26 protein-coding genes and 1 pseudogene are annotated in these 25,395 nt (G+C 52.8%); 16 read left to right on the top strand and 11 right to left on the bottom strand.

Annotation, left to right across the window (positions count from 1 at the left end; genetic code table 11):
* Positions 1 to 89: 89 nt before the first annotated feature.
* The gene (rhaT, locus tag J4728_RS18685) at positions 90 to 1,124 is read left to right on the top strand and encodes an L-rhamnose/proton symporter RhaT (protein ID WP_000063541.1); all 1,035 of its coding nucleotides are present in this window, start codon (positions 90 to 92) and stop codon (positions 1,122 to 1,124) included.
* On the opposite strand, the gene rhaR is transcribed toward rhaT, so the two are convergent.
* Both rhaR and rhaS read right to left on the bottom strand, forming a co-directional pair.
* Positions 1,121 to 1,969 (bottom strand): HTH-type transcriptional activator RhaR, encoded by an 849-nt coding sequence (gene rhaR, locus J4728_RS18680; RefSeq protein WP_000013291.1) that lies wholly within the window; start codon positions 1,967 to 1,969, stop codon positions 1,121 to 1,123. The genes rhaT and rhaR overlap by 4 nt on opposite strands.
* A gap of 152 nt (positions 1,970 to 2,121) precedes the next feature.
* On the bottom strand, positions 2,122 to 2,958 hold the full coding sequence (rhaS, locus tag J4728_RS18675; RefSeq protein ID WP_000217112.1) for an HTH-type transcriptional activator RhaS: 837 nt from the start codon (positions 2,956 to 2,958) through the stop codon (positions 2,122 to 2,124).
* 287 nt (positions 2,959 to 3,245) lie between these two features.
* Between rhaS and rhaB the strand changes: the two genes are divergently transcribed.
* From rhaB to rhaM, 5 genes are all read left to right on the top strand, one after another.
* Entirely contained in the window at positions 3,246 to 4,715 is a 1,470-nt protein-coding gene (rhaB, locus tag J4728_RS18670; protein WP_208212218.1) for a rhamnulokinase, read from the top strand.
* Entirely contained in the window at positions 4,712 to 5,971 is a 1,260-nt protein-coding gene (locus tag J4728_RS18665; protein ID WP_000211469.1) for an L-rhamnose isomerase, read from the top strand. The genes rhaB and J4728_RS18665 overlap by 4 nt, the downstream gene beginning before the upstream one ends.
* Positions 5,972 to 6,113: 142 nt before the next feature.
* Positions 6,114 to 6,941: a rhamnulose-1-phosphate aldolase gene (gene rhaD / locus J4728_RS18660; RefSeq protein WP_001179696.1), complete on the top strand. Its 828-nt coding sequence runs from the start codon at positions 6,114 to 6,116 to the stop codon at positions 6,939 to 6,941.
* Between the two features lie 126 nt (positions 6,942 to 7,067).
* On the top strand, positions 7,068 to 8,216 hold the full coding sequence (gene fucO, locus J4728_RS18655) for a lactaldehyde reductase (protein WP_208212216.1): 1,149 nt from the start codon (positions 7,068 to 7,070) through the stop codon (positions 8,214 to 8,216).
* Positions 8,213 to 8,527 (top strand): L-rhamnose mutarotase, encoded by a 315-nt coding sequence (rhaM, locus tag J4728_RS18650; protein ID WP_000619478.1) that lies wholly within the window; start codon positions 8,213 to 8,215, stop codon positions 8,525 to 8,527. The genes fucO and rhaM overlap by 4 nt, the downstream gene beginning before the upstream one ends.
* A gap of 88 nt (positions 8,528 to 8,615) precedes the next feature.
* On the opposite strand, the gene J4728_RS18645 is transcribed toward rhaM, so the two are convergent.
* Positions 8,616 to 9,164 carry a helix-turn-helix domain-containing protein gene (locus J4728_RS18645; protein WP_001517951.1) on the bottom strand — a complete coding sequence of 183 codons (549 nt, stop codon included), beginning with the start codon at positions 9,162 to 9,164 and terminating at the stop codon, positions 8,616 to 8,618.
* Positions 9,165 to 9,264: 100 nt separating this feature from the next.
* Between J4728_RS18645 and J4728_RS18640 the strand changes: the two genes are divergently transcribed.
* A complete protein-coding gene (locus J4728_RS18640; RefSeq protein WP_000683586.1) occupies positions 9,265 to 9,924 on the top strand; it encodes an AzlC family ABC transporter permease in 660 nt (219 codons plus the stop codon).
* Positions 9,924 to 10,247 carry an AzlD domain-containing protein gene (locus J4728_RS18635; RefSeq protein WP_000527677.1) on the top strand — a complete coding sequence of 108 codons (324 nt, stop codon included), beginning with the start codon at positions 9,924 to 9,926 and terminating at the stop codon, positions 10,245 to 10,247. The genes J4728_RS18640 and J4728_RS18635 overlap by 1 nt, the downstream gene beginning before the upstream one ends.
* Positions 10,248 to 10,601: 354 nt before the next feature.
* Here the strand turns inward: J4728_RS18635 and J4728_RS18630 are convergent.
* Positions 10,602 to 11,698, bottom strand: a pseudogene (locus tag J4728_RS18630) (DUF3829 domain-containing protein).
* Positions 11,699 to 11,879: 181 nt separating this feature from the next.
* Between J4728_RS18630 and J4728_RS18625 the strand changes: the two are divergent.
* Positions 11,880 to 12,911, top strand: a complete 1,032-nt coding sequence (locus J4728_RS18625; RefSeq protein ID WP_000710966.1) for a YiiG family protein — start codon at positions 11,880 to 11,882, stop codon at positions 12,909 to 12,911.
* A gap of 267 nt (positions 12,912 to 13,178) precedes the next feature.
* On the opposite strand, the gene fdhD is transcribed toward J4728_RS18625, so the two are convergent.
* Entirely contained in the window at positions 13,179 to 14,015 is an 837-nt protein-coding gene (gene fdhD, locus J4728_RS18620; RefSeq protein ID WP_001059744.1) for a formate dehydrogenase accessory sulfurtransferase FdhD, read from the bottom strand.
* A gap of 194 nt (positions 14,016 to 14,209) precedes the next feature.
* Here fdhD and fdnG point away from each other — a divergent pair, with 194 nt between their 5' ends.
* From fdnG to fdhE, 4 genes are read left to right on the top strand one after another with little or no spacing between them, the layout of a single operon-like run.
* Complete coding sequence (gene fdnG / locus J4728_RS18615; RefSeq protein WP_208212214.1) at positions 14,210 to 17,260, top strand: formate dehydrogenase-N subunit alpha; 3,051 nt, start codon at positions 14,210 to 14,212, stop codon at positions 17,258 to 17,260.
* A gap of 12 nt (positions 17,261 to 17,272) precedes the next feature.
* Positions 17,273 to 18,175, top strand: a complete 903-nt coding sequence (fdxH, locus tag J4728_RS18610; protein ID WP_000331364.1) for a formate dehydrogenase subunit beta — start codon at positions 17,273 to 17,275, stop codon at positions 18,173 to 18,175.
* On the top strand, positions 18,172 to 18,807 hold the full coding sequence (gene fdoI, locus J4728_RS18605; RefSeq protein ID WP_080154533.1) for a formate dehydrogenase cytochrome b556 subunit: 636 nt from the start codon (positions 18,172 to 18,174) through the stop codon (positions 18,805 to 18,807). Before fdxH ends, fdoI begins: the two co-directional genes overlap by 4 nt.
* Complete coding sequence (gene fdhE, locus J4728_RS18600; protein WP_000027730.1) at positions 18,804 to 19,733, top strand: formate dehydrogenase accessory protein FdhE; 930 nt, start codon at positions 18,804 to 18,806, stop codon at positions 19,731 to 19,733. Before fdoI ends, fdhE begins: the two co-directional genes overlap by 4 nt.
* Before the next feature lie 37 nt (positions 19,734 to 19,770).
* On the opposite strand, the gene J4728_RS18595 is transcribed toward fdhE, so the two are convergent.
* The gene (locus tag J4728_RS18595; RefSeq protein WP_208212212.1) at positions 19,771 to 20,145 is read right to left on the bottom strand and encodes a type II toxin-antitoxin system VapC family toxin; all 375 of its coding nucleotides are present in this window, start codon (positions 20,143 to 20,145) and stop codon (positions 19,771 to 19,773) included.
* Entirely contained in the window at positions 20,145 to 20,387 is a 243-nt protein-coding gene (locus J4728_RS18590; RefSeq protein ID WP_001523745.1) for a CopG family transcriptional regulator, read from the bottom strand. Before J4728_RS18590 ends, J4728_RS18595 begins: the two co-directional genes overlap by 1 nt.
* A gap of 204 nt (positions 20,388 to 20,591) precedes the next feature.
* Between J4728_RS18590 and J4728_RS18585 the strand changes: the two genes are divergently transcribed.
* The 3 genes from J4728_RS18585 to J4728_RS18575 all read left to right on the top strand — a co-directional run bounded on the left by J4728_RS18585 (position 20,592) and on the right by J4728_RS18575 (position 22,361).
* Entirely contained in the window at positions 20,592 to 21,521 is a 930-nt protein-coding gene (locus tag J4728_RS18585) for an alpha/beta hydrolase (protein WP_001162860.1), read from the top strand.
* Between the two features lie 85 nt (positions 21,522 to 21,606).
* Positions 21,607 to 21,918, top strand: a complete 312-nt coding sequence (locus J4728_RS18580; RefSeq protein WP_017465947.1) for a type II toxin-antitoxin system HigB family toxin — start codon at positions 21,607 to 21,609, stop codon at positions 21,916 to 21,918.
* On the top strand, positions 21,915 to 22,361 hold the full coding sequence (locus tag J4728_RS18575; protein WP_017465948.1) for a type II toxin-antitoxin system HigA family antitoxin: 447 nt from the start codon (positions 21,915 to 21,917) through the stop codon (positions 22,359 to 22,361). The genes J4728_RS18580 and J4728_RS18575 overlap by 4 nt, the downstream gene beginning before the upstream one ends.
* Positions 22,362 to 22,375: 14 nt before the next feature.
* Here J4728_RS18575 and fabY read toward each other — a convergent pair whose 3' ends face one another.
* Genes fabY through yihX form a run of 4 tightly spaced genes read right to left on the bottom strand, consistent with a single transcriptional unit; the run spans position 22,376 to position 25,261 of the window.
* A complete protein-coding gene (gene fabY / locus J4728_RS18570) occupies positions 22,376 to 23,317 on the bottom strand; it encodes a fatty acid biosynthesis protein FabY (RefSeq protein ID WP_001518251.1) in 942 nt (313 codons plus the stop codon).
* Positions 23,318 to 23,361: 44 nt separating this feature from the next.
* On the bottom strand, positions 23,362 to 23,799 hold the full coding sequence (gene dtd, locus J4728_RS18565) for a D-aminoacyl-tRNA deacylase (RefSeq protein ID WP_000560974.1): 438 nt from the start codon (positions 23,797 to 23,799) through the stop codon (positions 23,362 to 23,364).
* Positions 23,796 to 24,668, bottom strand: coding sequence for a virulence factor BrkB family protein (locus tag J4728_RS18560; protein ID WP_000921423.1), 873 nt, complete (start codon positions 24,666 to 24,668; stop codon positions 23,796 to 23,798). The genes dtd and J4728_RS18560 overlap by 4 nt, the downstream gene beginning before the upstream one ends.
* The gene (gene yihX, locus J4728_RS18555) at positions 24,662 to 25,261 is read right to left on the bottom strand and encodes a glucose-1-phosphatase (RefSeq protein WP_000965695.1); all 600 of its coding nucleotides are present in this window, start codon (positions 25,259 to 25,261) and stop codon (positions 24,662 to 24,664) included. Before yihX ends, J4728_RS18560 begins: the two co-directional genes overlap by 7 nt.
* Positions 25,262 to 25,395: the final 134 nt, after the last annotated feature.

The following is a 25,395-nucleotide window of genomic DNA, read 5'->3' as shown; positions in this document are numbered from 1 at the left end:
ATCGTTATAAGGTTACCAGGCTGCGTAATTTTTAAACTCATGCAAACGGAAGGGGTATCCCGTCCATAAAAAATAATGAGGAACATGTCATGAGTAACGCGATTACGATGGGTATTTTCTGGCATTTGATAGGGGCGGCCAGTGCAGCCTGCTTCTATGCCCCGTTCAAGCAAGTGAAACAGTGGTCATGGGAAACCATGTGGTCAGTGGGCGGCATCGTCTCATGGCTTATTCTGCCGTGGACAATTAGCGCTCTGTTACTGCCTGATTTCTGGGCCTATTATGGGCAGTTTAACCTCTCCACCCTTTTACCGGTTTTTCTGTTCGGCGCCATGTGGGGCATCGGCAATATTAACTACGGCCTGACCATGCGTTATCTCGGCATGTCGATGGGTATCGGCATCGCTATCGGCATTACGCTTATCGTCGGCACGCTGATGACGCCTATCATCAACGGTAACTTCGATGTGTTAATTCATACCGAAGGGGGACGCATGACGCTACTTGGCGTTTTTGTCGCGCTGATCGGCGTCGGGATTGTGACGCGCGCCGGACAGTTAAAAGAACGCAAAATGGGCATTAAAGCGGAGGAGTTCAATCTGAAGAAAGGGCTTCTGCTGGCAGTGATGTGCGGTATTTTCTCGGCGGGAATGTCTTTTGCCATGAACGCCGCGAAACCGATGCATGAAGCTGCTGCCGCGCTTGGCGTTGACCCGCTCTATGTCGCGCTGCCGAGTTACGTGGTGATTATGGGCGGCGGCGCGCTGGTGAACCTCGGTTTCTGTTTTATCCGCCTGGCAAAAGTACAAAATCTGTCGATAAAAGCCGACTTCTCGCTGGCAAGACCGTTGATTATCAGCAATATTCTGCTGTCCGCGCTTGGCGGTCTGATGTGGTATTTGCAGTTCTTTTTCTATGCCTGGGGTCACGCGCGCATTCCAGCGCAATATGACTACATGAGCTGGATGCTGCACATGAGCTTCTATGTGCTGTGCGGGGGGCTTGTCGGTCTGGTGCTAAAAGAGTGGAAAAATGCTGGCCGCCGTCCCGTTGCCGTATTAAGCCTCGGCTGCGTGGTAATTATTATCGCGGCAAATATTGTCGGTTTAGGCATGGCCAGTTAATCGCTTTGATTACTGAGATGACGCCATTGGCTCGGCGTCATCCCGGTTTCCCGCGTGAACACCACTGAAAAATAATTACTATCTTCAAAACCGCACTGCATCGAAATCTCGCTAACCATCAGCGGGCTATGCTGAAGCAGATACTGCGCGTGGCAAATACGGACCTGGCGTAAATATTGATTAATCGTCATCCCGGTTTGGGCGCGAAACTGCTGCCGCAGCACCCGCTCGCTGCATTGTTCCTGCTGGCAAAACGCATCCAGCGCAAAGGGACACTCAAGGCTATTAGCCAAAGCGGTAATTAATTTATCCAACAGGGTTTCTCGGGAGGTTGCCGGAAGATCGTCGGTCGCGTAGCGATGCCGTTTTAACGTCATTACCAGTTGACCAAACAGCAATTCCGCCATCTCATTCGCCAGCGGATCGCGTCCATTACTCTCATGTTCAAGCTGGTTAATGACCTGCCGCGCCTGATTCATTCCCATACTGCCCAGCCGCCAGTGAGGATGCCACTGCGCTCCCTGAAAGCCGGGAATCATCGCCTGCCAGTTTACATTGAGTTTCAAACGCTCCGGGCAGTAAATGATATTTTGCAGCACCAGATCGTTAACGGAGGTATAGGAGTGTTTGTCTTCAGCACGAATGTAAAACAGATCGCCGCGGGTAATTCTGTATGGGCGCTCATTAAGAACATGTAGGCCATTGCCCCGCCAGACCATCACCAGTTCACAAAACTCATGCGTATGTTCCGCAAAAACATCCTGTGGATAGCGATCGGCAACCGTAACGGCCTGCTGCTCATCAGTAAAAAAATCTTTTTTCAAAAGGATTAACTGATTTGCCACCGCAGCACCTCATGTTGAATGCTTGCCGGATGGCGCTACGCTTATTCTGTCTACCGCTCGCCGCCGTAGGCCAGGTAAGGCGCAGCCGCCATCCGGTATTAAAGGGTATAATTATCAGCATATTGGCGACGAAAACGTTGATAGCGTTCGCGTTACTGGATTATCGCATCGCGTCCCTGACGGATATCCCGCGGCGACCAGTTAAATTCTCGGCGAAACAGAGTCGAAAAGTGGTTACTGTCGCCAAAACCGCAGCGGTACGCGATTTCTGTCACGCTATGATCGCTATGGCGCAATAAATGCCGGGCTTTGATCAAACGCAGGCGATTAAGGTAACGTTGCGGCGTCAGCCCGGTATGCTGTTTAAGCTGACGATGCAGCGTGCGTAGCGACAGCGAAAACTGTTCAGCTACCGCCTCCCAGCAGACCTCCTCCGCAAAATGGTCTTCCAGCCATGCCATCAGTTGGTTGAGTTTGGCGTCGTTATTGGTCGCGCCTTCCATCAGGCTACTGCGGCGTAACAACACCAGTAGTTGCATAAACAAAATTTCGCGATTCGCCACGGCAGGCGCATCCATGCCGTCTCCGGCGCGCTCCATCAGACCGACCAACTGGCGCACCTGCTGCAACACACTCTGATTCACCCGCCAGTGAGAAGGATAGTAACCATCCTGCTCCTGCGGCAGCAATTGATCCAACCCCGCCAGGAACTGGAAGGCGTCCGGTGAACGCCACAGTACATTCGTCAGGCATAGGTTGTCGGTATGTTCATATAAATGCCGGTCGTGATCGCGAACAAAACACACGGTACCGCCGCTGATGGTATACGGCTGCCCGTTGAATACATGAATGCCCGTACCGTGTTCCACAATCACGATTTCATGAAAATCATGATGATGTTCAGGAAAAGCGGCTTGCGGCAGACGAGGTTCAATCGCCACGGGCGCTTTACCTGATGGAAAAAAATCCACGCTATGCAGTACGGTCATGGTTGCTTCCTCCTGAATTCAACATGTCCGAATAGTAATTAAGGGTTATCGGCCTCACCTTAAATTTTTGACGCTAAAGCGCGCAAACATGGTCTTTTTTTCAAGAAAAGGCGGGAAAAAGCGGGAAATGCGGACGACATCACACCGGCCTATTAGTAGAAACTGTGAACGCTATCACGTTCATCTTTGCCTTGTTGCCAGCGGCTCATTTTCCTGTCAGTAACGAGAAGGTAGGTCTTTGAGGGCTTTTTTAGACTGTGCGCAATGACTCTAAGAAGGACCTGATTATGACTTTTCGCCATTGTGTCGCGGTTGATCTCGGCGCATCCAGCGGGCGCGTGATGCTGGCGCGTTACGACAGCAAACACCGTACCCTGACGCTACGTGAAATTCACCGTTTTGTGAACTGCCTACAAAAAACAGACGGGTTTGACACCTGGGACATCGACAGTCTGGAAAAGGATATCCGTCTTGGTCTGAAGAAAGTCTGCAATGAAGGCATTCTTATCGACAGCATCGGCATCGACACCTGGGGCGTCGATTATGTCCTGCTGGATAAACAAGGTCAGCGTGTCGGCCTGCCGGTCTCCTACCGCGATAACCGTACCACGGGCATCATGCCGCAAGCGCTGGTCCAGATCGGCAAAAGCGAAATCTATCGCCGCAGCGGGATTCAGTTTCTGCCGTTTAACACCATCTATCAGCTACGCGCGCTGACGAAACAACAGCCTGAGTTAACGGCGCAGGTCGCTCATGCGCTGCTGATGCCCGATTATTTCAGCTACCGCCTGACCGGTGAAATGAACTGGGAATACACCAACGCCACGACCACCCAGTTGGTCAATATCAATACCGATGACTGGGACGATACCCTGCTGGCGTGGACTGGCGCGAAAAAGAGCTGGTTCGGTCGCCCCTCGCACCCTGGCAATGTTATCGGCGACTGGATTTGCCCGCAGGGCAACCGTATTCCGGTGGTAGCCGTCGCCAGCCACGATACCGCCAGCGCCGTTATTGCCTCTCCGCTGGCAAATAAACATAGCGCTTACCTGTCTTCAGGCACCTGGTCATTGATGGGTTTTGAAAGCAAAATGCCCTACACCACTGACGAGGCGCTGGCTGCCAATATCACCAACGAAGGCGGCGCGGAAGGGCGTTATCGGGCACTGAAAAACATTATGGGTTTGTGGCTGCTCCAGCGTGTGCTGAAAGAACGGCGCATTACCGATCTGCCTGCGCTTATCGCCCAAACAGAAGCGCTGCCGGCCTGCCGTTTCCTGATTAACCCGAATGACGATCGCTTTATCAATCCTGACGATATGCGCGCTGAAATCCAGGCCGCCTGTCGCGAGACCGACCAGCCCGTTCCCGTCAGCGATGCCGAACTGGCGCGCTGCATTTTCGACAGTCTGGCGCTGTTGTATGCCGACATTCTGCACGAACTGGCAAATCTGCGCGGCGAAAAATTTACCCAACTGCATATTGTCGGCGGCGGATGCCAAAACGCGCTACTCAACCAGTTGTGCGCCGATGCATGTGGCATTCGCGTGATGGCCGGGCCGGTTGAAGCCTCCACCCTTGGCAATATTGGTATTCAGCTTATGACCCTCGACGAATTAAACAACGTCGATGACTTCCGTCAGGTCGTCAGCGCTAACTACGACCTGACAACCTATATCTCTAATCCTGATAGTGAAATTGCCCGCCACGTTGCGCAGTTTCAACCCAAACGACAGACAAAGGAGCTTTGCGCATGACCACTCAACTGGAACAAGCCTGGGAACTGGCAAAACAACGTTTCGCCGCAGTAGGTATTGATGTCGAGGAGGCGCTGCGCCAGCTCGATCGCCTGCCGGTTTCCATGCACTGCTGGCAGGGCGACGATGTTGCCGGATTCGAGAACCCGGAAGGTTCGCTGACGGGCGGAATTCAATCGACCGGCAACTATCCGGGCAAAGCGCGTAATGCCACCGAACTGCGCGCCGATCTGGAACAGGCGCTGCGTCTGATCCCAGGCCCAAAACGGCTGAACCTACACGCCATTTACCTTGAGTCGGATACGCCGGTTGCTCGCGACCAGATCAAACCGGAGCATTTTAAAAACTGGGTGGAGTGGGCGAAAGCGAACCGGCTGGGGCTGGATTTCAACCCCACCTGTTTTTCTCATCCACTGAGCGCTGACGGTTTTACCCTCTCTCATCCAGACGCGAAAATTCGCCAGTTCTGGATCGATCACTGCAAAGCCAGCCGCCGCGTCTCGGCATACTTTGGTGAGCAGCTCGGTACGCCGTCGGTGATGAACATCTGGATTCCGGACGGCATGAAAGACATTACCGTCGACCGTTTAGCCCCGCGCCAGCGCCTGCTGGAAGCGCTGGATGAGGTCATTAGCGAGAAATTCGACCCGGCGCACCACATCGACGCCGTTGAGAGCAAACTGTTTGGCATCGGCGCGGAAAGCTACACCGTCGGCTCCAATGAGTTCTACATGGGCTACGCCACCAGCCGTCAGACCGCGCTGTGCCTTGATGCGGGCCACTTCCATCCCACTGAAGTGATTTCCGACAAAATTTCCGCCGCCATGCTCTATGTGCCACGGCTGCTGCTGCACGTCAGCCGCCCGGTACGCTGGGATAGCGACCACGTGGTGCTCCTGGACGATGAAACCCAGGCAATTGCCAGCGAGATCGTCCGTCATAACCTGTTCGACCGTGTGCATATCGGTCTGGATTTCTTCGACGCCTCTATCAACCGTGTCGCCGCGTGGGTTATCGGTACCCGCAACATGAAAAAAGCGCTGCTGCGCGCTCTGCTGGAACCCACAGATCAACTGCGTCAGCTTGAGGCCAGCGGCGATTACACCGCGCGTCTGGCGCTACTGGAAGAGCAGAAATCTCTGCCGTGGCAGGCCGTCTGGGAAATGTATTGCCAGCGTCACGACACGCCGGCTGGCAGCCAGTGGCTGGACAGCGTTCGCACCTACGAAAAAGAGATCCTGAGCAAACGTAGCTGACAGCGACACCTGATCTGTAGGCCGGATAAGACGCCCGCGTCACCATCCGGCAATAAATGAAACACGATTGCCGGATGGCGCTGCGCTTATCCGGCCTACGTAAGACCCGAATAACCTTCGGGCAATGAATGGGAACACGAACATGCAAAATATTACCGATTCCTGGTTTGTCCAGGGCATGATTAAAGCCACGTCTGATGCGTGGCTGAAAGGGTGGGACGAACGTAATGGCGGTAACCTGACGCTGCGTCTGGATGAAACCGATATCGCGCCTTTTGCGGCTAATTTCCACGAAAAACCGCGCTATATCGCGCTAAGTCAACCCATGCCGCTGCTGGCGAATACGCCGTTTATCGTTACCGGTTCCGGCAAATTCTTTCGCAACGTGCAGCTCGATCCGGCAGCCAATTTAGGCGTGGTCAAAATCGACAGCGACGGCGCAGGCTACCACATTCTGTGGGGCTTAACCCACGACGCGGTACCCACCTCTGAACTCCCGGCGCATTTCCTTTCCCACTGCGAACGCATCAAAGCCACCCACGGCAAAGACCGCGTCATTATGCATTGCCATGCGACTAACCTGATCGCCCTCACCTACGTACTGGAAAACAACACTGCGCTGATCACCCGCAAACTGTGGGAAGGCAGCACCGAATGCCTGGTGGTATTCCCGGACGGTGTCGGCATTCTGCCGTGGATGGTGCCAGGCACCGATGAAATCGGCCAGGCCACCGCGCAAGAAATGCAGAAACATTCGCTGGTACTGTGGCCGTTCCACGGCGTGTTCGGAAGCGGACCTACGCTGGATGAAACCTTCGGTTTGATAGATACCGCAGAGAAATCCGCTGAGGTATTAGTCAAAATCTATTCGATGGGCGGTATGAAGCAGACCATCACGCGCGAAGAACTGGTCGCACTCGGCAAACGTTTTGGTGTGACGCCTCTGGCCAGCGCCGTAGCGCTGTACTGATACCTCCCAACTCAACGCCGGATGCGGCTTTGCCTTATCCGGCCTACAGGTCGGTGCGCATTTTACCGTAGGCCCGATAAGCGTAGCGCCATCGGGCAACAGGGAATTTTTTTAAGGAGAATAGTGATGAGCTTTATGTTGGCACTGCCAAAAATTAGCCTGCATGGCGCTGGAGCGATTGCCGATATGGTGAACCTCGTGGCGAATAAGCAATGGGGCAAAGCGCTGATCGTTACCGATGGTCAACTGGTAAAGCTGGGCCTGCTGGATAGCCTGTTTAGCGCACTGGATGAACATCAAATGTCTTACCACCTGTTTGATGAGGTGTTCCCAAACCCGACAGAAGAGCTGGTGCAGAAAGGTTTTGCGGCATATCAGAGCGCAGAATGTGACTACATTATCGCCTTCGGCGGCGGCAGCCCGATCGATACCGCAAAAGCGATGAAAATTCTGACCGCCAACCCAGGTCCATCTACCGCCTACTCCGGCGTCGGCAAAGTGAAAAACGCCGGCGTACCGCTGGTAGCGATTAACACTACGGCAGGTACCGCGGCAGAGATGACCAGCAACGCGGTGATTATCGACTCTGCCCGTAAGGTCAAAGAGGTGATCATCGACCCGAACATCATCCCGGATATTGCCGTGGATGACGCCAGCGTTATGCTGGAAATCCCCGCTTCTGTGACCGCCGCAACCGGCATGGATGCCCTGACCCATGCGGTGGAAGCCTATGTCTCCGTTGGCGCGCATCCGCTCACCGACGCTAACGCGCTGGAAGCGATTCGCTTAATCAATGTGTGGCTACCGAAAGCGGTTGACGATGGCCATAACCTCGAAGCCCGTGAGCAAATGGCATTCGGCCAGTACCTGGCGGGTATGGCGTTCAACAGCGCCGGTTTGGGGCTGGTTCACGCGCTGGCGCACCAGCCGGGCGCAACTCACAACCTGCCGCACGGAGTCTGCAACGCTATCCTGCTGCCAATTGTCGAGAACTTTAACCGTCCGAACGCCGTCGCGCGTTTTGCCCGCATCGCACAGGCGATGGGCGTGGAGACGCGCGGTATGTCTGACGAAGCCGCAAGTCAGGAAGCGATTAACGCTATCCGTACGCTGAGCAAACGCGTCGGCATTCCAGAAGGTTTCAGCAAGCTGGGCGTCACAAAAGAAGATATCGAAGGCTGGCTGGATAAAGCCCTCGCCGACCCGTGCGCGCCGTGTAACCCGCGCACCGCCAGCCGCGATGAAGTTCGCGGGCTGTACCTGGAGGCGTTATGATCCGCAAAGCCTTTGTGATGCAGGTAAATGCCGACGCGCACGAGGAGTATCAGCGTCGTCATAACCCTATCTGGCCGGAGCTGGAAGCCGTATTAAAATCTCACGGCGCGCATCACTACGCGATTTATCTCGATCAGGAGCGCAATCTGCTGTTCGCCACCGTTGAGATTGAATCCGAGGAGCGCTGGAACGCCGTTGCCAGCACCGACGTTTGCCAGCGTTGGTGGAAACATATGCGTGACGTTATGCCCGCGAATCCGGATAACAGCCCGGTCAGCGCAGAGCTAAAAGAGGTGTTCTATCTGCAGTAAGTCGTGTGCCCGGTGGCGCAAGCTTACCGGGCCTACGGTTTTATTTTTTGTAGGCCGGATAAGGCGGTTACGCCGCCATCCGGCAATTTCAATTCTGCTCCGCTACCAGGATAGCCTGAGTATCCGGTTCCAGCGCTTTAAAGATATGCGCCTGATCGCCGGGATAACAAATGTAATCGCCCTCCGCCAGCTCTTCCGGCGCCTCGGTTAAGCCGACGAGGGCTTTTCCCTGCGTAACAATAATATGTTCCACCGACCCCGGCGGATGCGGGTGAGAGATCCGGTCGGCCCCCGGCTGCGTCAACAGCAGATAGATATCACGCCGCGCGCCGGGCGGACACGCCGCCAGTAATATCGCCTGATAATGCGCCTGCTCCGCCACCACTTTGGTGCCTTCTCCGCGGCGAATCACCTGCGTTTTTTGTACCTGCGGCTCCAGCAGCCTGGCAAAGGGAATGTCGAGCGCGACGCATAGCGACCATAACGTCTCCAGGCTGGGGTTGCCGTTCCCTGCTTCCAGTTGTGAAAGCGTAGATTTAGCGATGCCTGCGCGCCGCGCAATCTCCGCCAGCGACAGTCCGGTTCGCTGGCGTTCGCGTACCAGGCTTCTGGCAATGACGCTAATAGGTTGTGTCATAAAGCATCCAACGTTCACTATAACGAACGAAATGTTCGTCTTGTAAAGCAAATCTGTTCCGTTCATTATAATGAAAATTCGTTCGATATGACTAAAGAAGATGAAACACTATTTTTCCTGTCTCAAAGGAGACACGATAAAAGCGATATTTTTAGTGTGCCTGGCCGTGGGCGTCGTCGGCATGTCCTATGGCTCACTGGCGATGGCCTACGGTTTCCCACTGTGGGTGCCGTTTGTCCTCTCTATTTTTGTGCTGGCGGGCGCGTCCGAATTTATGTTTATCGGCATTGTTGCCAGCGGCGGCAATCCGTTAGCGGCGGCGGCGGCAGGACTGCTGGTGAATGCGCGCCACGTGCCGTTTGGCGTAACGGTGCGCGATTTGGTTGGCACCCGCGCCGCCAGCTTTTTCGGCTGCCATATTATGAATGATGAGAGCGTGGTGTTCGGCCTGTCGCAAAAAACACCCGAACAACGTAAAGCCGCCTACTGGCTATGCGGTCTGGGCGTCGCCCTATTCTGGCCGATTGGCACACTGATTGGCGCAGGTGTCGGCAAACTGCTCCCGGCCCCAGAAACCATCGGTCTGGATGCCGTATTCCCGGCAATCTTACTGGCGCTGGTGATCCCGGCGTTTAAAAACCGCACCACATTGATTCGTGGTTGCAGCGGCGCCGCGCTGTCGCTTGCCGCCGTTCCCTTTGTGGCTGCCGGATTGCCGGTGTTGCTTTCGCTGCTTGGCCTACTGGCGAGGAAAAAATAATGGGCAATATGACGCTATTTATTATCGGTATTGCTCTTTTGTCTGCGGGAACCTATTTGATGCGCCTCGGCGGCGCGAAACTTGGCAGCCGTCTGGCGCTGTCTGAGCGTTCACAGGCGCTGCTCTCGGATGCGGCAACGGTGCTGCTATTCTCCGTCGCGCTGGCGACCACCTTTTACGAAGGCGAACATTTTGCCGGAATGGCGCGCGTTCTTGGGGTTGGCTTCGCCGTATTTTTAGCCTGGCGTAAAATGCCGCTTATTGTGGTGATTATCGCCGCTGCAGTGGTGACCGCGTTATTACGAATGGCGGGTATTAATTAACGTCTTACAGAATAGTTGGACGTGACACCCTATAAGTGATGAAGGCTGGGCCGCCCTATGCTGAAGTGGCCCAGAACTTTCGCATCAGGGGGATAAATGCTTTCCATATAAATGCCGATCCTCAATGACACTACCAGTACCTTCCAGCGTGACGTCAACATCTTGTGATAGCTTCAGATTACTGGTTTTTCTAATAACTCTCTTTAGTTAATGTTTACGTCAGCTATTTTTACAGATATTGCCTGATGAAGAATACATGAACGAAAAAAGCGCCTGATCGGCGCTTTTTATTGGCGTTATAGCGTAATTTTATAGGCACTTGCGCCAGCCTGCGCGCAGTTAATGTGCCGTCACTCAACGCAGGCGGTTATAATCATCCACCATCTCGTTATAACTTCTCAACGACGCCGGATAAGAATCCGCAACCATCCATCCTGTTGCAGGGTCCTGCACCCGTTTCTTTTCAAAATCAGAATACTCAACATTGTCTCTGATGCGACGAATATATTTTTTAGCTTGTAGCTGATAATCAGCCGCAGAGCTGATGAAAGAAGAATTACGGCCATCAGTATTCACTTCTTTCAATTGCGCAATCATTGTTTCCAGTTCCGCGACTTTTTTCATCATCGCTTCGGCATCAAAGGTATCGGCAGAAATAACCTTGTTGATCTGCTTTGCCGAAATCATGACAGCCAGAGAATAATAGTTAAATGTTTTGCCTTCCGCTTCTTCTATTCTCTTCAACTGTGTCAATTGCCGCCTGTCATTTATTTCCTGTATAGCCTCATGATATTTTTCCGAGACGGGTTTAAAATCCTCGATATTCTTCAGTAATGTCTGATGCAGCGCCTTACCTTTAGCAAAGGCATCATCTTTATAGTTTTCCTAGGTATAATATTTTTCCATTTCGTTAATGGTATTACCCAGCGCGGCGGCGCTATCAATATAGCTAACGGCAACGCCATCAATAGGCTCAAGTAATGGCGTTAAGGCGGCCACCTGTTTCATCTCTTTCTGGCAATTCGTTATGTAAGACTCCGTAATACCATAAATGCCATAAACCAGGCTCTCTTTCCCTGTCGGACCTTTTTTAAAGTCTTTCACCCAATCCGCGTAACGCGCCAGACTGCGCTGAACGGGCAATTGAAGTTTATTAAAACAATCGATATAGACATCCATTTTTTCACTATAAACTTCTTCAGCGTCAACCTCCGGCTGAGCTGGCGTTTCTGGCTTCGCCGCCGGGGGCTGAGTTGCCGTTTCTGGCTTCGCTGCTGGGGGCTGCGCTGGACTTTCGCCAGATTGCGCGGCGTCTGAGAAGGCGCTGGCGTCGCAGGCTGACTGCTGGCGGCCGGCGTCGCCTCGGTTTTAACATTATTGTCATCACATCCTGTTGCGCCCAGGGTCATTAGCGCAATGATTATCGCTGAGGATAATAAATTCCTTTTCATTTAATTGCCTTTTGTATATTTACGTTGGGGTTCTCTTATTTTAACGAACACATTGATATTGATAATGTTAATTATAATGAAATATGGATTAAGTATTTTTTGTGTTGAATAAATCACATACCTGTTTTTTTCATTAAAATGAATCTGTAAATTTCAATGATATTATTTATAGGTTATTCTAATGAAAAAGGATTTGTTATCATCAATTATTATCGCTATGCTGATGACTGCCGGGCTAAGCGCTTGTGATGAAAAAAAAGCGGACGAACAACCTGTAGCTCAGAGTGCGGACTCATCAGCGAGCAATACACAACCCACATCAGCGGAAAGCGCAGATGCGAACGATGTTCTTAACCAAAAGCTGAATGTTTACATTGATTGTTATAATAATCTCCAGGCAGATATTTACCGTGCTGTAAATCGTTATGCTAACACATTCGACGATTTCCGCACCGGTCCTACCGGTAAGGAAGACGATCCCTCTCCGCTGGTTCCTGTGTATCCTGCATTTATCCAGGACTGCCGGAAAGACATCAAGGCGGCGGCTGAATTAAAGCCGGCGTTTGCCTCTCTGGATAGTGCTGCTCTGGCATTTATTAATGCGGCTGGGCCACTAGCTGAAACAATCAATAGTATGAATAAATACTATGATCAAGATAACTTCAAGGATGATGCCTTTGCTGGCGCTAAAGCGTTCCATAAAACGTTTATAAAACAGTTCGATGAGTTTGATCCCATTGCGAAGAAATATATCGCCGAGATTACCATTATGAGTGGGCAGCATGCGGCTAATGAAATTAAGGCGACCGAGAAGAAAGAAGGTAAATCCATTAAGTACTATACGCTTTTGACGATGCAGGAAGCCGAGACGCTTAATGACGCTGTAGCTGATGATTCTTTTGATGTGGCGGCAGTAAGCAAACAGCTCGCTGATTTTGAAGAGCATACTCAGAAGCTAAACGAGAAGATCAACGTTGATATAGATAAACATCGTAGCTTCCCTGGTTTTATTTCTGAGCTGGAAAAATTCCAGGGCAAGGTGAAAAAACGCATTCGGCGCGTGCGCGATAACGTGGCGTATACCTCGCATGAGCAGGACTACCTCAATAGCGGCAGCGGCGATATGGTAGATGGTTCTTATGAGGCTGTGGTTAAAGCTTATAACGAACTCATCGATACCTATAATGGCTATCATCTTGAGCGTGAGTTCTAAGCTTTTCACGCTGCAAATCGCGTGCATATAACCGCTAAACTGAGCAAATAAGTCGTTAGCGACTGCCAAAAGAGCGCCCCAGGGGCGCTTTTTTCGTTCGAAGTATTACCGGGTAGCAAGCGCCTCGTGAATGGCTGGAATAAGCTGCGGTCCAGCATAAAAACGATTAAAACCTGTATGGCCTCTCCACTATACGTGATTCCGTTATCAAGAGAGGCTGTAAAATTGAGAAAATATATATTTTACGCAAATGTAGAGGGTACTATTTTAGTCTGCGATTAACCGCTGCGGATGGGTATAAATCGTCGCCCGACCCGGCTTACAGAACCCCACCAGCGTCAGATTGCAGCGTTCAGCCACCTCGACCGCCAGCGTCGTTGCGGCAGAGACGGCAAACAGAATTTCAACGCCGCACATCGCGGACTTCTGCACCATTTCGTAACTCGCACGACTGGAAACCAGCGCCGCGCCTTGCCGCCATTCCTCACCTTCCGTAGCGCGGCGGCCGAGCAGTTTATCCAGCGCAACGTGGCGTCCGACATCTTCATGGCCCCCCGCCAGTTCACCCGACGGCATGACCCATGCCGCAGCGTGCGTACAACCCGTCAGCTTACCCGTCGGTTGAAAATCATTCAGATGTTTTAACGCGCGATCAAGGTTACCGAGATTAAACGTTTGGCTAAACGGCAGCGGTTGCACCGGCTTACCGATGTCATTGAGCTGTTCCACGCCACATACGCCGCAACCGGTACGTCCGGCCAGCGCGCGACGACGCGCTTTCAGCCCCATAAATCGACGGCTGGAAAGATCAATCTGCACTTCAAGTCCGTTACAGGACGGTACAACGTCCATGCCATAGATTTCACGCGGGCTGTCAATGATCCCTTCCGACAGAGAAAACCCCATTGCAAAATGCGTCAGATCTTTCGGAGAGGCCATCATAACGACATGCGAAATGCCGTTATACACCAGTGCCACTGGCACTTCCTCGGCAACATCATCAAGTTGGGGGGACTGCAAATCCTCGCGTTTCCAGAGAGTCAACTGGCGTGAGGTTGTGAAATCAGTCACATTTAGGACTTCTTCAGACAGTATATTGTTCACTTTCTTTTAACCATATAAGAACACACACACCAACATTATGGTATTCTGTTACAACTCCTCCCGGATGGAGGAAAATTTATCCAATTCTGAACCTTTGCGGGCCCGTCCGCAAAGAAAAATAACAACCACTCCCTGAGCGTTTCGGATAGAGAAATGTGAAAGAGAAGTGACAATGTCGAAACAAGGAGCAAACCATGCAGGTCAGCAGAAGGCAGTTCTTTAAGATCTGCGCTGGCGGTATGGCAGGCACCACGGCGGCGGCACTGGGCTTCGCGTCCGGCGTAGCGCTAGCGGAAACACGGCAATATAAACTGCTGCGCACCCGCGAAACCCGTAACACCTGCACCTACTGTTCCGTTGGCTGCGGGCTGTTGATGTACAGCCTCGGCGACGGTGCGAAAAACGCCAAAGCATCTATTTTCCATATCGAAGGGGACCCGGATCATCCAGTAAGCCGTGGCGCGCTGTGCCCAAAAGGGGCCGGTCTGGTGGACTTTATCCACTCTGAAAGCCGCCTGAAATTCCCGCAATACCGCGCGCCGGGTTCAGATAAGTGGCAACAGATCAGTTGGGAAGAAGCGTTTGACCGCATCGCTAAACTGATGAAGGAAGATCGCGACGCCAACTATCAGGCGCAGAACGCCGAAGGCGTTACCGTTAACCGCTGGCTCACCACCGGGATGCTGTGCGCTTCCGCATCCAGTAACGAGACGGGTTATTTAACGCAAAAATTCTCCCGCGCGCTGGGTATGCTCGCGGTCGACAACCAGGCGCGTGTCTGACACGGACCAACGGTAGCAAGTCTTGCTCCAACATTTGGTCGCGGTGCGATGACCAACCACTGGGTCGACATCAAGAACGCCAACCTCGTCGTGGTGATGGGCGGTAACGCCGCAGAAGCTCACCCGGTCGGGTTCCGCTGGGCGATGGAAGCCAAAATTCACAACGGCGCGAAGCTGATTGTGATCGATCCGCGCTTTACGCGTACCGCGTCGGTGGCCGATTTCTATGCGCCAATACGCTCTGGTACTGACATTGCCTTCTTGTCAGGCGTGATGCTGTATCTGCTGACTAACGAAAAATACAACCGTGAATACACCGAGGCCTATACCAATGCCAGCCTGATCGTGCGTGAAGATTTTGGCTTCGATGATGGTCTGTTCACCGGCTATGACGCCGACAAGCGGCAGTACGATAAAACCAGTTGGCACTATGAGCTGGACGAAAACGGTTTTGCCAAACGCGATACGACACTGCAACACCCGCGCTGTGTCTGGAATCTGTTGAAACAGCATGTCTCACGCTATACACCGGACGTGGTAGAAAATATCTGCGGTACGCCGAAAGCGGACTTCCTGAAAGTGTGCGAGTACATTGCAGAAACCAGCGCAAAAGATAAAACCGCGTCGTTCCTGTACGCGCTGGGCTGGACGCAGCATTCCATCGGCGCGCAGAACATCCGTACTATGGCGATGATCCAGCTTCTGCTCGGTAACATGGGGATGGCGGGCGGCGGCGTTAACGCCCTGCGCGGTCACTCCAACATTCAGGGACTGACCGACTTAGGACTGCTGTCGCAAAGTCTGCCGGGCTACCTGACGCTGCCGAGCGAAAAACAGACCGATTTGCAAACCTATCTGGCTGCCAATACGCCGAAGCCATTGTTGAAGGATCAGGTCAACTACTGGGGCAACTATCCGAAATTCTTCGTCTCGATGATGAAGGCCTTCTTTGGTGATAAAGCGACAGCGGAAAATAGCTGGGGCTTTGACTGGCTACCGAAGTGGGACAAAGGGTACGACGTGTTGCAGTACTTCGAGATGATGAAACAGGGTAAGGTCAACGGCTATATCTGCCAGGGCTTTAACCCGGTGGCCTCATTCCCGAACAAAAACAAAGTGGTCGCGTCGCTTTCCAAACTGAAGTACCTGGTGACTATCGATCCGCTCAACACCGAAACGTCCACCTTCTGGCAAAACCACGGTGAGTCGAACGACGTTGATCCCGCAAAAATCCAGACCGAAGTGTTCCGTCTGCCTTCCACCTGTTTTGCCGAGGAAAATGGTTCCATCGTTAACTCCGGTCGCTGGTTACAGTGGCACTGGAAGGGCGCGGACGCCCCGGGAATTGCCATGACCGACGGCGAAATCCTCGCCGGTATCTTCTTACGCCTGCGTAAGATGTACTCTGAACAGGGCGGCGCCAACCCGGAACAGGTACTGAATATGACCTGGAACTACACCAAACCATACGAACCCGCCTCTGAAGAAGTGGCGATGGAAAGTAACGGTAAAGCGCTGGCCGATCTTATCGACCCGGCAACCGGCGCGGTGGTGGTGAAGAAAGGCCAACAACTCAGTTCGTTCGCGCAACTGCGCGATGACGGTACGACGTCCAGCGGCTGCTGGATTTTCGCCGGTAGCTGGACGCCGGAAGGCAACATGATGGCGCGTCGTGATAACGCCGACCCGTCTGGTCTCGGCAACACGCTGGGCTGGGCATGGGCATGGCCGCTTAACCGCCGCATCCTCTATAACCGCGCCTCCGCCGATCCGCAGGGTAATCCCTGGGACCCGAAACGTCAGCTACTGAAATGGGAAGGCGGAAAATGGGCCGGATGGGATATTCCGGACTACAGCGCCGCCGCGCCCGGCAGCGACGTCGGACCGTTTATCATGCAGCCGGAAGGGATGGGCCGCCTGTTTGCTATCGATAAGATGGCGGAAGGGCCGTTCCCGGAACACTACGAGCCGTTTGAAACGCCGCTGGGCACTAACCCGCTGCACCCGAACGTTATCTCTAACCCTGCCGCCCGTATCTTTAAAGACGATGCCGACGCGCTGGGTAAAGCGGATAAGTTCCCGTATGTCGGAACCACTTACCGTCTGACCGAGCACTTCCACTACTGGACCAAGCACGCGTTGCTTAACGCTATCGCCCAGCCGGAACAGTTTGTGGAAATTGGCGAGAAGCTGGCGAATAAGCTCGGTATCGCGCATGGCGATACCGTGAAGGTCTCCTCGAACCGCGGCTATATCAAAGCCAAAGCGGTGGTGACCAAGCGTATTCGCACGCTGAAAGCGGACGGCAAGGATATCGATACCATCGGTATTCCTATTCACTGGGGCTACGAAGGCGTGGCGAAAAAAGGCTTTATCGCCAATACGTTAACGCCTTTCGTCGGTGATGCGAACACGCAAACGCCGGAGTTTAAATCCTTCCTTGTGAACGTGGAAAAGGTGTAACGGAGACGACCTATGGCTTATCAATCGCAAGACATCATTCGTCGTTCCGCCACTAACGGTTTCACCCCCGCGCCCCAGGCGCGGGACCACCAGGAAGAGGTGGCGAAACTCATCGACGTCACCACCTGTATCGGCTGTAAAGCGTGTCAGGTGGCGTGCTCCGAGTGGAACGACATCCGTGATGAAGTGGGCAATAACGTCGGGGTGTATGACAACCCGGCTGATTTGACCGCGAAATCCTGGACGGTGATGCGCTTCTCGGAAGTGGAACAGAACGACAAACTGGAGTGGCTGATCCGTAAGGATGGCTGTATGCACTGCGCCGATCCCGGCTGCCTGAAGGCATGTCCGGCGGAAGGGGCGATCATTCAGTACGCTAACGGTATTGTCGACTTCCAGTCCGAGCAGTGTATCGGCTGCGGCTACTGTATCGCTGGCTGCCCGTTCAACGTGCCGCGCCTTAACCCGGAAGACAACCGCGTCTATAAATGTACGCTGTGCGTTGACCGTGTGGTGGTCGGCCAGGAACCGGCCTGCGTGAAGACCTGTCCAACCGGCGCCATTCATTTTGGCTCGAAAGAGGATATGAAAACGCTGGCGGGCGAGCGGGTGGCGGAACTAAAAACCCGTGGTTATGACAACGCGGGTCTGTACGATCCGGCGGGCGTAGGCGGTACGCATGTCATGTACGTGCTGCATCATGCCGACAAGCCGAATCTGTATCACGGTCTGCCGGAGAACCCGGAAATCAGCGAAACCGTTAAGTTCTGGAAAGGCGTCTGGAAACCGCTCGCCGCGTTCGGTTTTGCCGCGACCTTTGCCGCCAGCGTCTTCCACTATGTCGGCGTCGGTCCGAACCGCGCGGAAGAGGAAGATGACAACCTGCATGAAGAGAAAGACGAGGTGCGCAAATGAAACGACGTGACACCATCGTGCGCTATACGGCGCCGGAACGCATCAACCACTGGATCGTCGCCTTCTGCTTCGTGCTGGCGGCGGTGAGCGGGCTGGGCTTTTTATTCCCATCCTTCAACTGGTTGATGCATATCATGGGCACCCCGCAACTGGCGCGAATTCTGCACCCGTTTGTGGGCGTGGTTATGTTTGCCTCGTTCATCATCATGTTTTTCCGTTATTGGCACCACAATCTAATCAATCGGGATGATATCTTTTGGGCGAAGAATATTCGTAAGATCGTCGTCAACGAGGAAGTGGGTGACACCGGGCGTTATAATTTCGGTCAGAAATGCGTATTCTGGGCGGCGATTATCCTCCTGGTGCTGCTGCTGGTGAGCGGGGTAATTATCTGGCGTCCGTACTTTGCGCCTGCTTTCTCAATCCCGGTGATCCGATTCGCGTTAATGTTGCATTCTTTTGCCGCAGTAGCGTTAATTGTGGTTATCATGGTGCATATCTACGCCGCCCTTTGGGTGAAAGGCACCATTACCGCGATGGTGGAAGGCTGGGTAACCCGGTCGTGGGCGAAGAAACATCACCCGCGCTGGTACCGAGAAGTCCGCAAGACAACGGAAAAAGAAACTGAATGAGTATTCGCATAATCCCGCAAGATGAGCTGGGGTCGAGCGAGAAACGTACGGCGGATATGATTCCGCCGTTATTGTTCCCCCGACTCAAAAACGTCTACAACCGCCGCGCCGAACGTCTGCGCGAGCTGGCTGAAAATAACCCGCTGGGCGATTACCTGCGCTTTGCCGCGCTTATCGCGCACGCGCAGGAAGTGGTGCTGTACGACCATCCGCTGGAGATGGATCTGACCGCACGTATTAAAGAAGCGAACGACCAGGGCAAGCCGCCGCTGGATATCCACGTGTTGCCGCGTGATAAGCACTGGCAAAAACTGCTGCATTCGTTGATTGCCGAGCTAAAACCCGAGATGAGCGGCCCCGCGCTGGCGGTGATTGAGAACCTGGAGAAAGCCTCAGAGCAGGAGCTGGAGCAGATGGCCAGCGCGCTGTTTGCCTCGGATTTTGCCTCCGTCAGCAGCGATAAAGCCCCGTTTATCTGGGCCGCGCTCTCCCTTTACTGGGCGCAAATGGCCAGCTTGATTCCAGGCAAAGCCCGCGCGGAATACGGTGAAGCGCGCCAGTATTGCCCGGTGTGCGGTTCGATGCCGGTCTCCAGCATGGTGCAGATCGGCACCACGCAGGGGCTGCGTTATCTGCACTGTAACCTGTGCGAAACCGAATGGCACGTCGTGCGCGTAAAATGCAGTAACTGCGAACAGAGCCGCGACTTACACTACTGGTCGCTGGAAAATGAGCAGGCTGCGGTGAAAGCCGAAAGCTGCGGCGATTGCGGGACTTACCTGAAGATTCTCTATCAGGAAAAAGACCCGAAAGTAGAAGCAGTGGCCGACGACCTCGCCTCGCTGGTGCTGGACGCGCGCATGGAGCAGGAAGGGTTCGCCCGCAGTTCCATCAACCCGTTCCTGTTCCCGGGGGAAGGGGAATAAGTTTTTTACTCAGACCGGGCGAAGTTTGCCGTCCGGTCTACAAGTGATACGGCGTGATCACTCCCGGAATATCGGCAAAGTCTTTTGTATTACGCGTCACAAGCTCACAACGATGGACTTGAGCAGTGGCCAGGATGATCGCATCCGGGAGTTTCATGCCATACTCCTGCCTGACAATGACGCTTCGTTCCGCGATTTCCTGTGTTACGCCAATAATATTGAACGCACTTAATGCAATGCGCGTGCGGTTTTCCTGATGATATTTCTTAGCACCCACCATCACTTCCATCCATGTGATAAGGCTAATCGCATTCTGTGGCGGATACGCTTCCGGCGCATGTTTCGCTTCAATTCGACCGCTAAACAGGTCGATGAGGATATTGGTATCAAAAAGCGCAGACCCTTTGACCATTACCATTCCTCACGAAGTTTACGTTGGTATTCAACGCCATCTTCCTCACAGCCTTGCCAGAGCCCCAATGCTTTCGAAATTGTGGTCTCAGCCCGATCCTGTCTTTCCAGATACTGCTCAACGGCCTCCCGCAAGAGTTCTGCACGAGGCAGGTTGCGTTGCACCTTGAGATCGTCAAGCCGTTTAATCACATCGTCTGATAAATCGAGTAAAATTCTGCCCATATCCATCCCAGCCATCATACTCACATATACCTCCAGTATATCATTCGCGCTTATTTTTCAAACAACATACACCTGAGACTGACGAGAAAATAGTTATTACGCGAACGATTTTTATTTTTGCGAGCCGCTTTCCAGAATCGTACGCAGCCCAATTTTCCCATTTTCATTCGTACCAAATCGAGTTATAAAACTGTATATCCATACAGATAAAGGCAATGAAAAATGGCACTGGAAAGCGGGATTGCGCAGTTAGTGGAGGAATTTATCGCGGCGGGACGCCCCTCTTCTCGCGAACAGAATATTGATGACCGGAGGGCGGGCTACATCGCCAGCACGACGCTGGCAGGAGAAACAGAAACCCGCGTCCAGGTTGAAGATATTGAACTCGATGCCATGACGTTTCGCGTGGTTTCGCCGCTCAATGCCACAGGGAAATTACCCTGCATCATTTATTATCATGGTGGCTGCTTTGTCAGCGGCGGTTTTGCCACTCACGATAACCAGTTAAGGCAGTTAGCTTTTTACAGCCGTTGTCGCGTGATTGCGGCACAGTACCGACTTGCACCAGAGCACACCTTCCCGGCCGCACATAACGATGCCGAAACCGGAGCTAATACTATCTGGAAATATGCCCAGAAACTGGGGATAGATCGCGAGAACATTACGCTTGCCGGTGACAGCGCGGGTGGGCATCTGGCGCTGGTCACCGCGCTACGCCTGAAAGCCGCCCGTCAATGGCAACCTGCACAGCTGATTCTGATCTACCCCATGCTGGACGCAACCGCCAGGTTTGCGAGCTACACCTGTAATGGGCTGGATTACATTATCACGCGTGACACGCTGCTTTCAGGCTACGAGATGTATATGCCGCGAACCGATCCACTGCATCCTGAAGCCAGTCCGCTCTGGCGTGAGGACTTCGCCGGACTGCCATCCACGCACATCATTACTGCCGAATTCGACCCACTGCGCGATGAGGGCGAGGCCCTGTATCAACGGTTCCAGGAACAGGGTGTGGAATGTACTTGCCAGCGCTATCTCGGTGTCATCCATGGCTTTTTCCAGCTCGGAGGCGTGAGCCAGGCGGCACGAAGCGCCATGCGAGATGTGGCCTGGCGTGTTGTAAGCCCATCAACAGGCAAAATGACCTAAAATTCAATTTTGTTTTCAACTTGAAAACTGGATAACGTTGCGCTAAATTGTTTTCAGGTTGAAAACTTTGTAATGGAACGACATTGTGCATGTTATCAGCCGAAAACCGTTCAATGAAGCGATGCTCATGTATCCAAACCATGAGCTTGCTCTCACTGAGTTGCTGAATGTTCTGGAGAAAAAAACATTCACTCAGCCTGAAGAGATGAAGCGGTATATTCCTTCACTGGATAATTTTAAGTACAGAGATAAATGGTGGGTGATTGATGTTTCTGGTAACAGCCTGAGACTCATTTCCTACATAGATTTCAGGTTACATAAGATATTTGTGAAACATATCGTTTCCCATGCCGAATATGACAAACTGACCGCATATGATCGGGGTAATAAAGAATGAGAACTCATCGTCAGATGGATGCAACCAGCGCAAAAAAGATCGTTGATACCTTCAGCGATGCGGTAAAAAGCGTCCCACTGATGGGGGAAGACCGAAATGACAATGAGTATCGCAGGGCACTAGCGCTAGTGGAGTTTCTGGTCGACCACGACGATCTTGAAAACCCACTATTTGAATTGCTCTGTGCCCGAATCAGTGAATACGAAAAACATGCGCCGGAATTCAAATCACTCAACCAACACCTGGAGAAAACACCCCCTGGCGTTTCAGTATTGCGAACGCTCATGGATCAATACGGTCTCAAAGCAGCAGATCTTGCCAACGAACTTGGTTCTAAATCGAACGTCAGCAACATCTTAAATGGCCGCAGAGCACTAACGGTTAATCATATTAAAGCGCTTACACAACGCTTCAAACTACCAGCGGATGCCTTCATCGAGTAGTTGGATATGTCCAGCTACTCCTCCTCATTCCCGCCCTCTTCATACGGGCCGAACGGTTTCGCAGGTAGTACGATATAAATGCCTTCGAAAATTGCCCCTGCGGTCTCACCGCCCAACAGTTCAACCTGCAACTGGACACGCGCTTTTTTACCCCGCGCCAGCCTGTCCAAATCACCGCTTAGCGACCCCAAATCAGCCACGGCGTTTGGCTTTCCGCTAATGGGTTTACTGTAGCGAATATGGGCGTCAGCAAGAATAATCGTCCCGCCCAGGTGGCGTTCACGGAGCATCAGCCAGATAAGTCCCCATCCGGTCAACGTCGCCAGGGAGAACAGGCTGCCGGCAAACACCGTGTGATGCGGATTTTGATTACCGGTTTCCGGCATCGTGGTGATAAATTTTTGCCCGGTGTACTGCTGAATGCGCACCCCCATCTTTTCACTCAATGGAATGTGCTCATACCAGGCCTGCTGAAGCTGCCCGCACCAGTCGCCGCGATGCAGGATATCATCCAGCGATGCTACCGGTTTAATCATCAGAAAATGGCGGATTGGCGTGGTTGTGGGCGTAGTAATCTCCCCCTGATTGACAAACCCGAGTTTGGCAAAGAACTCAACCGCATCTTCGCGCGCGCTGCAGGTGACGCGCTTAACGCCTTCCTGGCGAGCAACAGACTCCAGGGTCATCGCCATTAATGTCCCCAGCCCTTTATCCTGTACCGAGGGATGTACAGCCATAAAACGAATAGACGCCTCGTTATCTGCATTGATATACAGGCGGCCCACTGCAACTAAATTTCCTTCTTCGTCCACCACCATTTGATGGTGCGCCAACGCATCCCAGCCATCCCGTTCCGACCCTTTCGGCTGGTGCAGCGGTTTACGCAGCATCTCCCAGCGAAACTGGTAGTAACGTTCTAATTCTTCTTCTGTTTGCGGAACTCGAAGGTGATACATAGCCGTACTCTCTGTTGTTATCCGCGGCCACGCCGGAAGCTGACTCATACCTGGAGCCAGAATGTCACGGGACCGTCATTAACCAGCTCAACCTGCATATCGGCAGCGAAGCGTCCGGTTTGCGTGTTTATCGCCTGCTGGCGGCAGCGTTCGACAAAATATTCATAAAGCGCCTGCGCGCGATCCGGCGCAGCCCCGCCGGAAAAGCTTGGCCGCATACCGCGTTCGGTATCTGCCGCCAGCGTAAACTGCGACACCACCAGCACGCTGCCGCCAGCCTGTTGTACATTCAGATTCATCTTGCCGTCAGCATCGCTGAAGATACGGTATCCCAGCACGCGCTCGCACAGACGATTCGCTTTTTGTTCGTCATCTTCTTTTTCGACACCCAATAACACCAAAAGTCCTGGGCCGATTTTACCCGTCACCTCGTCCTCCACGGTGACGCTGGCACGGGTTACGCGTTGAATTAATGCAATCATGGTTGGTCAGCTTCTTCTTGTTCTGCGGCTTGTTTGAGTTTTCGGTATTCCCCGAGAGTGACAGTTATTTCTGCGCCAAGCAAGACTATACACCAGGTCCAGTATACCCAGACAAACAGGATAGGGATCACTGCCAGTACGCCATAAATGAGCTGATATGACGGGAACATGGTGATATAAAGCGCGAAACCTTTCTTTCCGGCCTCGAACAGCAACGCTGCGACAAACGCGCCGACAAGGGCGTCACGGTTCGGTACGCGAGTTGTTGGGACAATACTGTAAAGTAACCAGAATGAGATCCACGAGAGCAGCAGCGGAAGGATGCGCAATACATTGTCGATGACCGTATTCAGATCGCTGGCCCAGCGTAAAGAAAGCAGGTAGGAGCTGATTGCCAGGCTGGCGCCGGCGAGAAGCGGGCCGAGCGTGAGGATCATCCAGTACACCGCAAAAGAGTACACTTTTGGCCGTGTGCGTTTGCTGCGCCAGATAGTGTTTAAGGCGCTATCAATGGCGTACATCAACAGCAATGCCGTCACAATCAGTCCACAGGCGCCCACCGCCGTCATTTTGTTGGAGTTAGCGACAAACTGCTCAATATAGCGCTGAATCACGTCTCCGGTGGCTGGCATAAAGTTAGCAAAAATAAAATGGCGTAACTGAATGCTGACATCAGAAAACATTGGAAAAGCAGCGAAAAGGGCAAAAACGACGGCAATAAGCGGTACTAAGGAGAGTAATGAGACATAGGCGAGATTTCCCGCCAGAGTCGTCATATTATCCTCATCGATACGCTGCCATAATAGCTTGAGCCAGGCCCGAACAGGGCGCGTATGGCGTCCAGCTTTTTGGTGAACGGTTTTTAGCATAACAGCTTCGCGAAATAGTCAGGGATGGTGGCTTTATCCTTCACCAGAATGCTGGTGATCCCCAACTGGTTGGCCCCTTCTATATTATCGGCATTGTCGTCGAAAAAGACCGCATCGGCAGCGGAAAAACCTTCTTTCTGCAGGACGTGCTGATAAATACGCGCTTCCGGTTTACGCATTCCCAAATCCTGCGATAAATAGATATGGTCGGCGGCAGCGCGCACCTCCGGGTATTCCTCCGGCCAGAAGTGGGTATGCAGTCGGTTAGTATTGGATAGCACCACCACGCGATGCCCCTGCTCGCGCAGTTTATGCATGATAGCAATCACTTCGGGCCGTAATCCGACAAATACCGCCTGCCAGCCGTGCGCGAATTGTTCATAACTGAGCGATAACGCCATTTCATGACAGAAAGCTTCAGCAAACGCTTCGTCCGTTATCTCACCGCGTTCATGTTGGTGAAAAGTCTCGCCCATCGTAAATTTTTGCTTCAGCGAAGCCAGCGGTACTCGACTCAGATCGCTCCACACACCTAATACGCGGTTAAAGTCGATGTCGACAATCACATTACCTAAATCAAAGATGTAGAGCATGTCATTCTCCTTGCTAACCGGGGATGAATAACTGTAGCGGGAAAGGAGAAGTTTGACTATGTATCCCTTTATAAATCAATTAACAAAAAGACAATAGAAACGCAGACGATGCCCAATATCGCCTGCATCACAGC

It is taken from the genome of Salmonella sp. 32070601201500089SM, assembly GCF_017573605.1.
GTDB classification, from domain to species: domain Bacteria; phylum Pseudomonadota; class Gammaproteobacteria; order Enterobacterales; family Enterobacteriaceae; genus Salmonella; species Salmonella enterica.
Note: the sequence above shows the minus strand (reverse complement) of the source record. Positions and strands in the feature narration are given on the sequence as shown.

Excerpts from the sequence above, each read along its gene's own strand:
- dtd (WP_000560974.1), bottom strand. The coding sequence starts at position 23,799 with ATGATTGCATTAATTCAACGCGTAACCCGTGCCAGCGTCACCGTGGAG.
- fdoI (WP_080154533.1), top strand. The coding sequence starts at position 18,172 with ATGAAACGACGTGACACCATCGTGCGCTATACGGCGCCGGAACGCATC.
- fabY (WP_001518251.1), bottom strand. The coding sequence starts at position 23,317 with ATGTATCACCTTCGAGTTCCGCAAACAGAAGAAGAATTAGAACGTTAC.
- J4728_RS18635 (WP_000527677.1), top strand. The coding sequence starts at position 9,924 with ATGGGCAATATGACGCTATTTATTATCGGTATTGCTCTTTTGTCTGCG.
- J4728_RS18560 (WP_000921423.1), bottom strand. The coding sequence starts at position 24,668 with ATGCTAAAAACCGTTCACCAAAAAGCTGGACGCCATACGCGCCCTGTT.
- rhaS (WP_000217112.1), bottom strand. The coding sequence starts at position 2,958 with ATGACCGTACTGCATAGCGTGGATTTTTTTCCATCAGGTAAAGCGCCC.
- rhaB (WP_208212218.1), top strand. The coding sequence starts at position 3,246 with ATGACTTTTCGCCATTGTGTCGCGGTTGATCTCGGCGCATCCAGCGGG.
- J4728_RS18590 (WP_001523745.1), bottom strand. The coding sequence starts at position 20,387 with ATGATGGCTGGGATGGATATGGGCAGAATTTTACTCGATTTATCAGAC.
- fdhE (WP_000027730.1), top strand. The coding sequence starts at position 18,804 with ATGAGTATTCGCATAATCCCGCAAGATGAGCTGGGGTCGAGCGAGAAA.
- J4728_RS18595 (WP_208212212.1), bottom strand. The coding sequence starts at position 20,145 with ATGGTCAAAGGGTCTGCGCTTTTTGATACCAATATCCTCATCGACCTG.
- J4728_RS18585 (WP_001162860.1), top strand. The coding sequence starts at position 20,592 with ATGGCACTGGAAAGCGGGATTGCGCAGTTAGTGGAGGAATTTATCGCG.
- fucO (WP_208212216.1), top strand. The coding sequence starts at position 7,068 with ATGAGCTTTATGTTGGCACTGCCAAAAATTAGCCTGCATGGCGCTGGA.
- fdxH (WP_000331364.1), top strand. The coding sequence starts at position 17,273 with ATGGCTTATCAATCGCAAGACATCATTCGTCGTTCCGCCACTAACGGT.
- rhaM (WP_000619478.1), top strand. The coding sequence starts at position 8,213 with ATGATCCGCAAAGCCTTTGTGATGCAGGTAAATGCCGACGCGCACGAG.
- yihX (WP_000965695.1), bottom strand. The coding sequence starts at position 25,261 with ATGCTCTACATCTTTGATTTAGGTAATGTGATTGTCGACATCGACTTT.
- rhaD (WP_001179696.1), top strand. The coding sequence starts at position 6,114 with ATGCAAAATATTACCGATTCCTGGTTTGTCCAGGGCATGATTAAAGCC.
- J4728_RS18625 (WP_000710966.1), top strand. The coding sequence starts at position 11,880 with ATGAAAAAGGATTTGTTATCATCAATTATTATCGCTATGCTGATGACT.
- J4728_RS18575 (WP_017465948.1), top strand. The coding sequence starts at position 21,915 with ATGAGAACTCATCGTCAGATGGATGCAACCAGCGCAAAAAAGATCGTT.
- J4728_RS18645 (WP_001517951.1), bottom strand. The coding sequence starts at position 9,164 with ATGACACAACCTATTAGCGTCATTGCCAGAAGCCTGGTACGCGAACGC.
- J4728_RS18640 (WP_000683586.1), top strand. The coding sequence starts at position 9,265 with ATGAAACACTATTTTTCCTGTCTCAAAGGAGACACGATAAAAGCGATA.
- J4728_RS18665 (WP_000211469.1), top strand. The coding sequence starts at position 4,712 with ATGACCACTCAACTGGAACAAGCCTGGGAACTGGCAAAACAACGTTTC.
- rhaT (WP_000063541.1), top strand. The coding sequence starts at position 90 with ATGAGTAACGCGATTACGATGGGTATTTTCTGGCATTTGATAGGGGCG.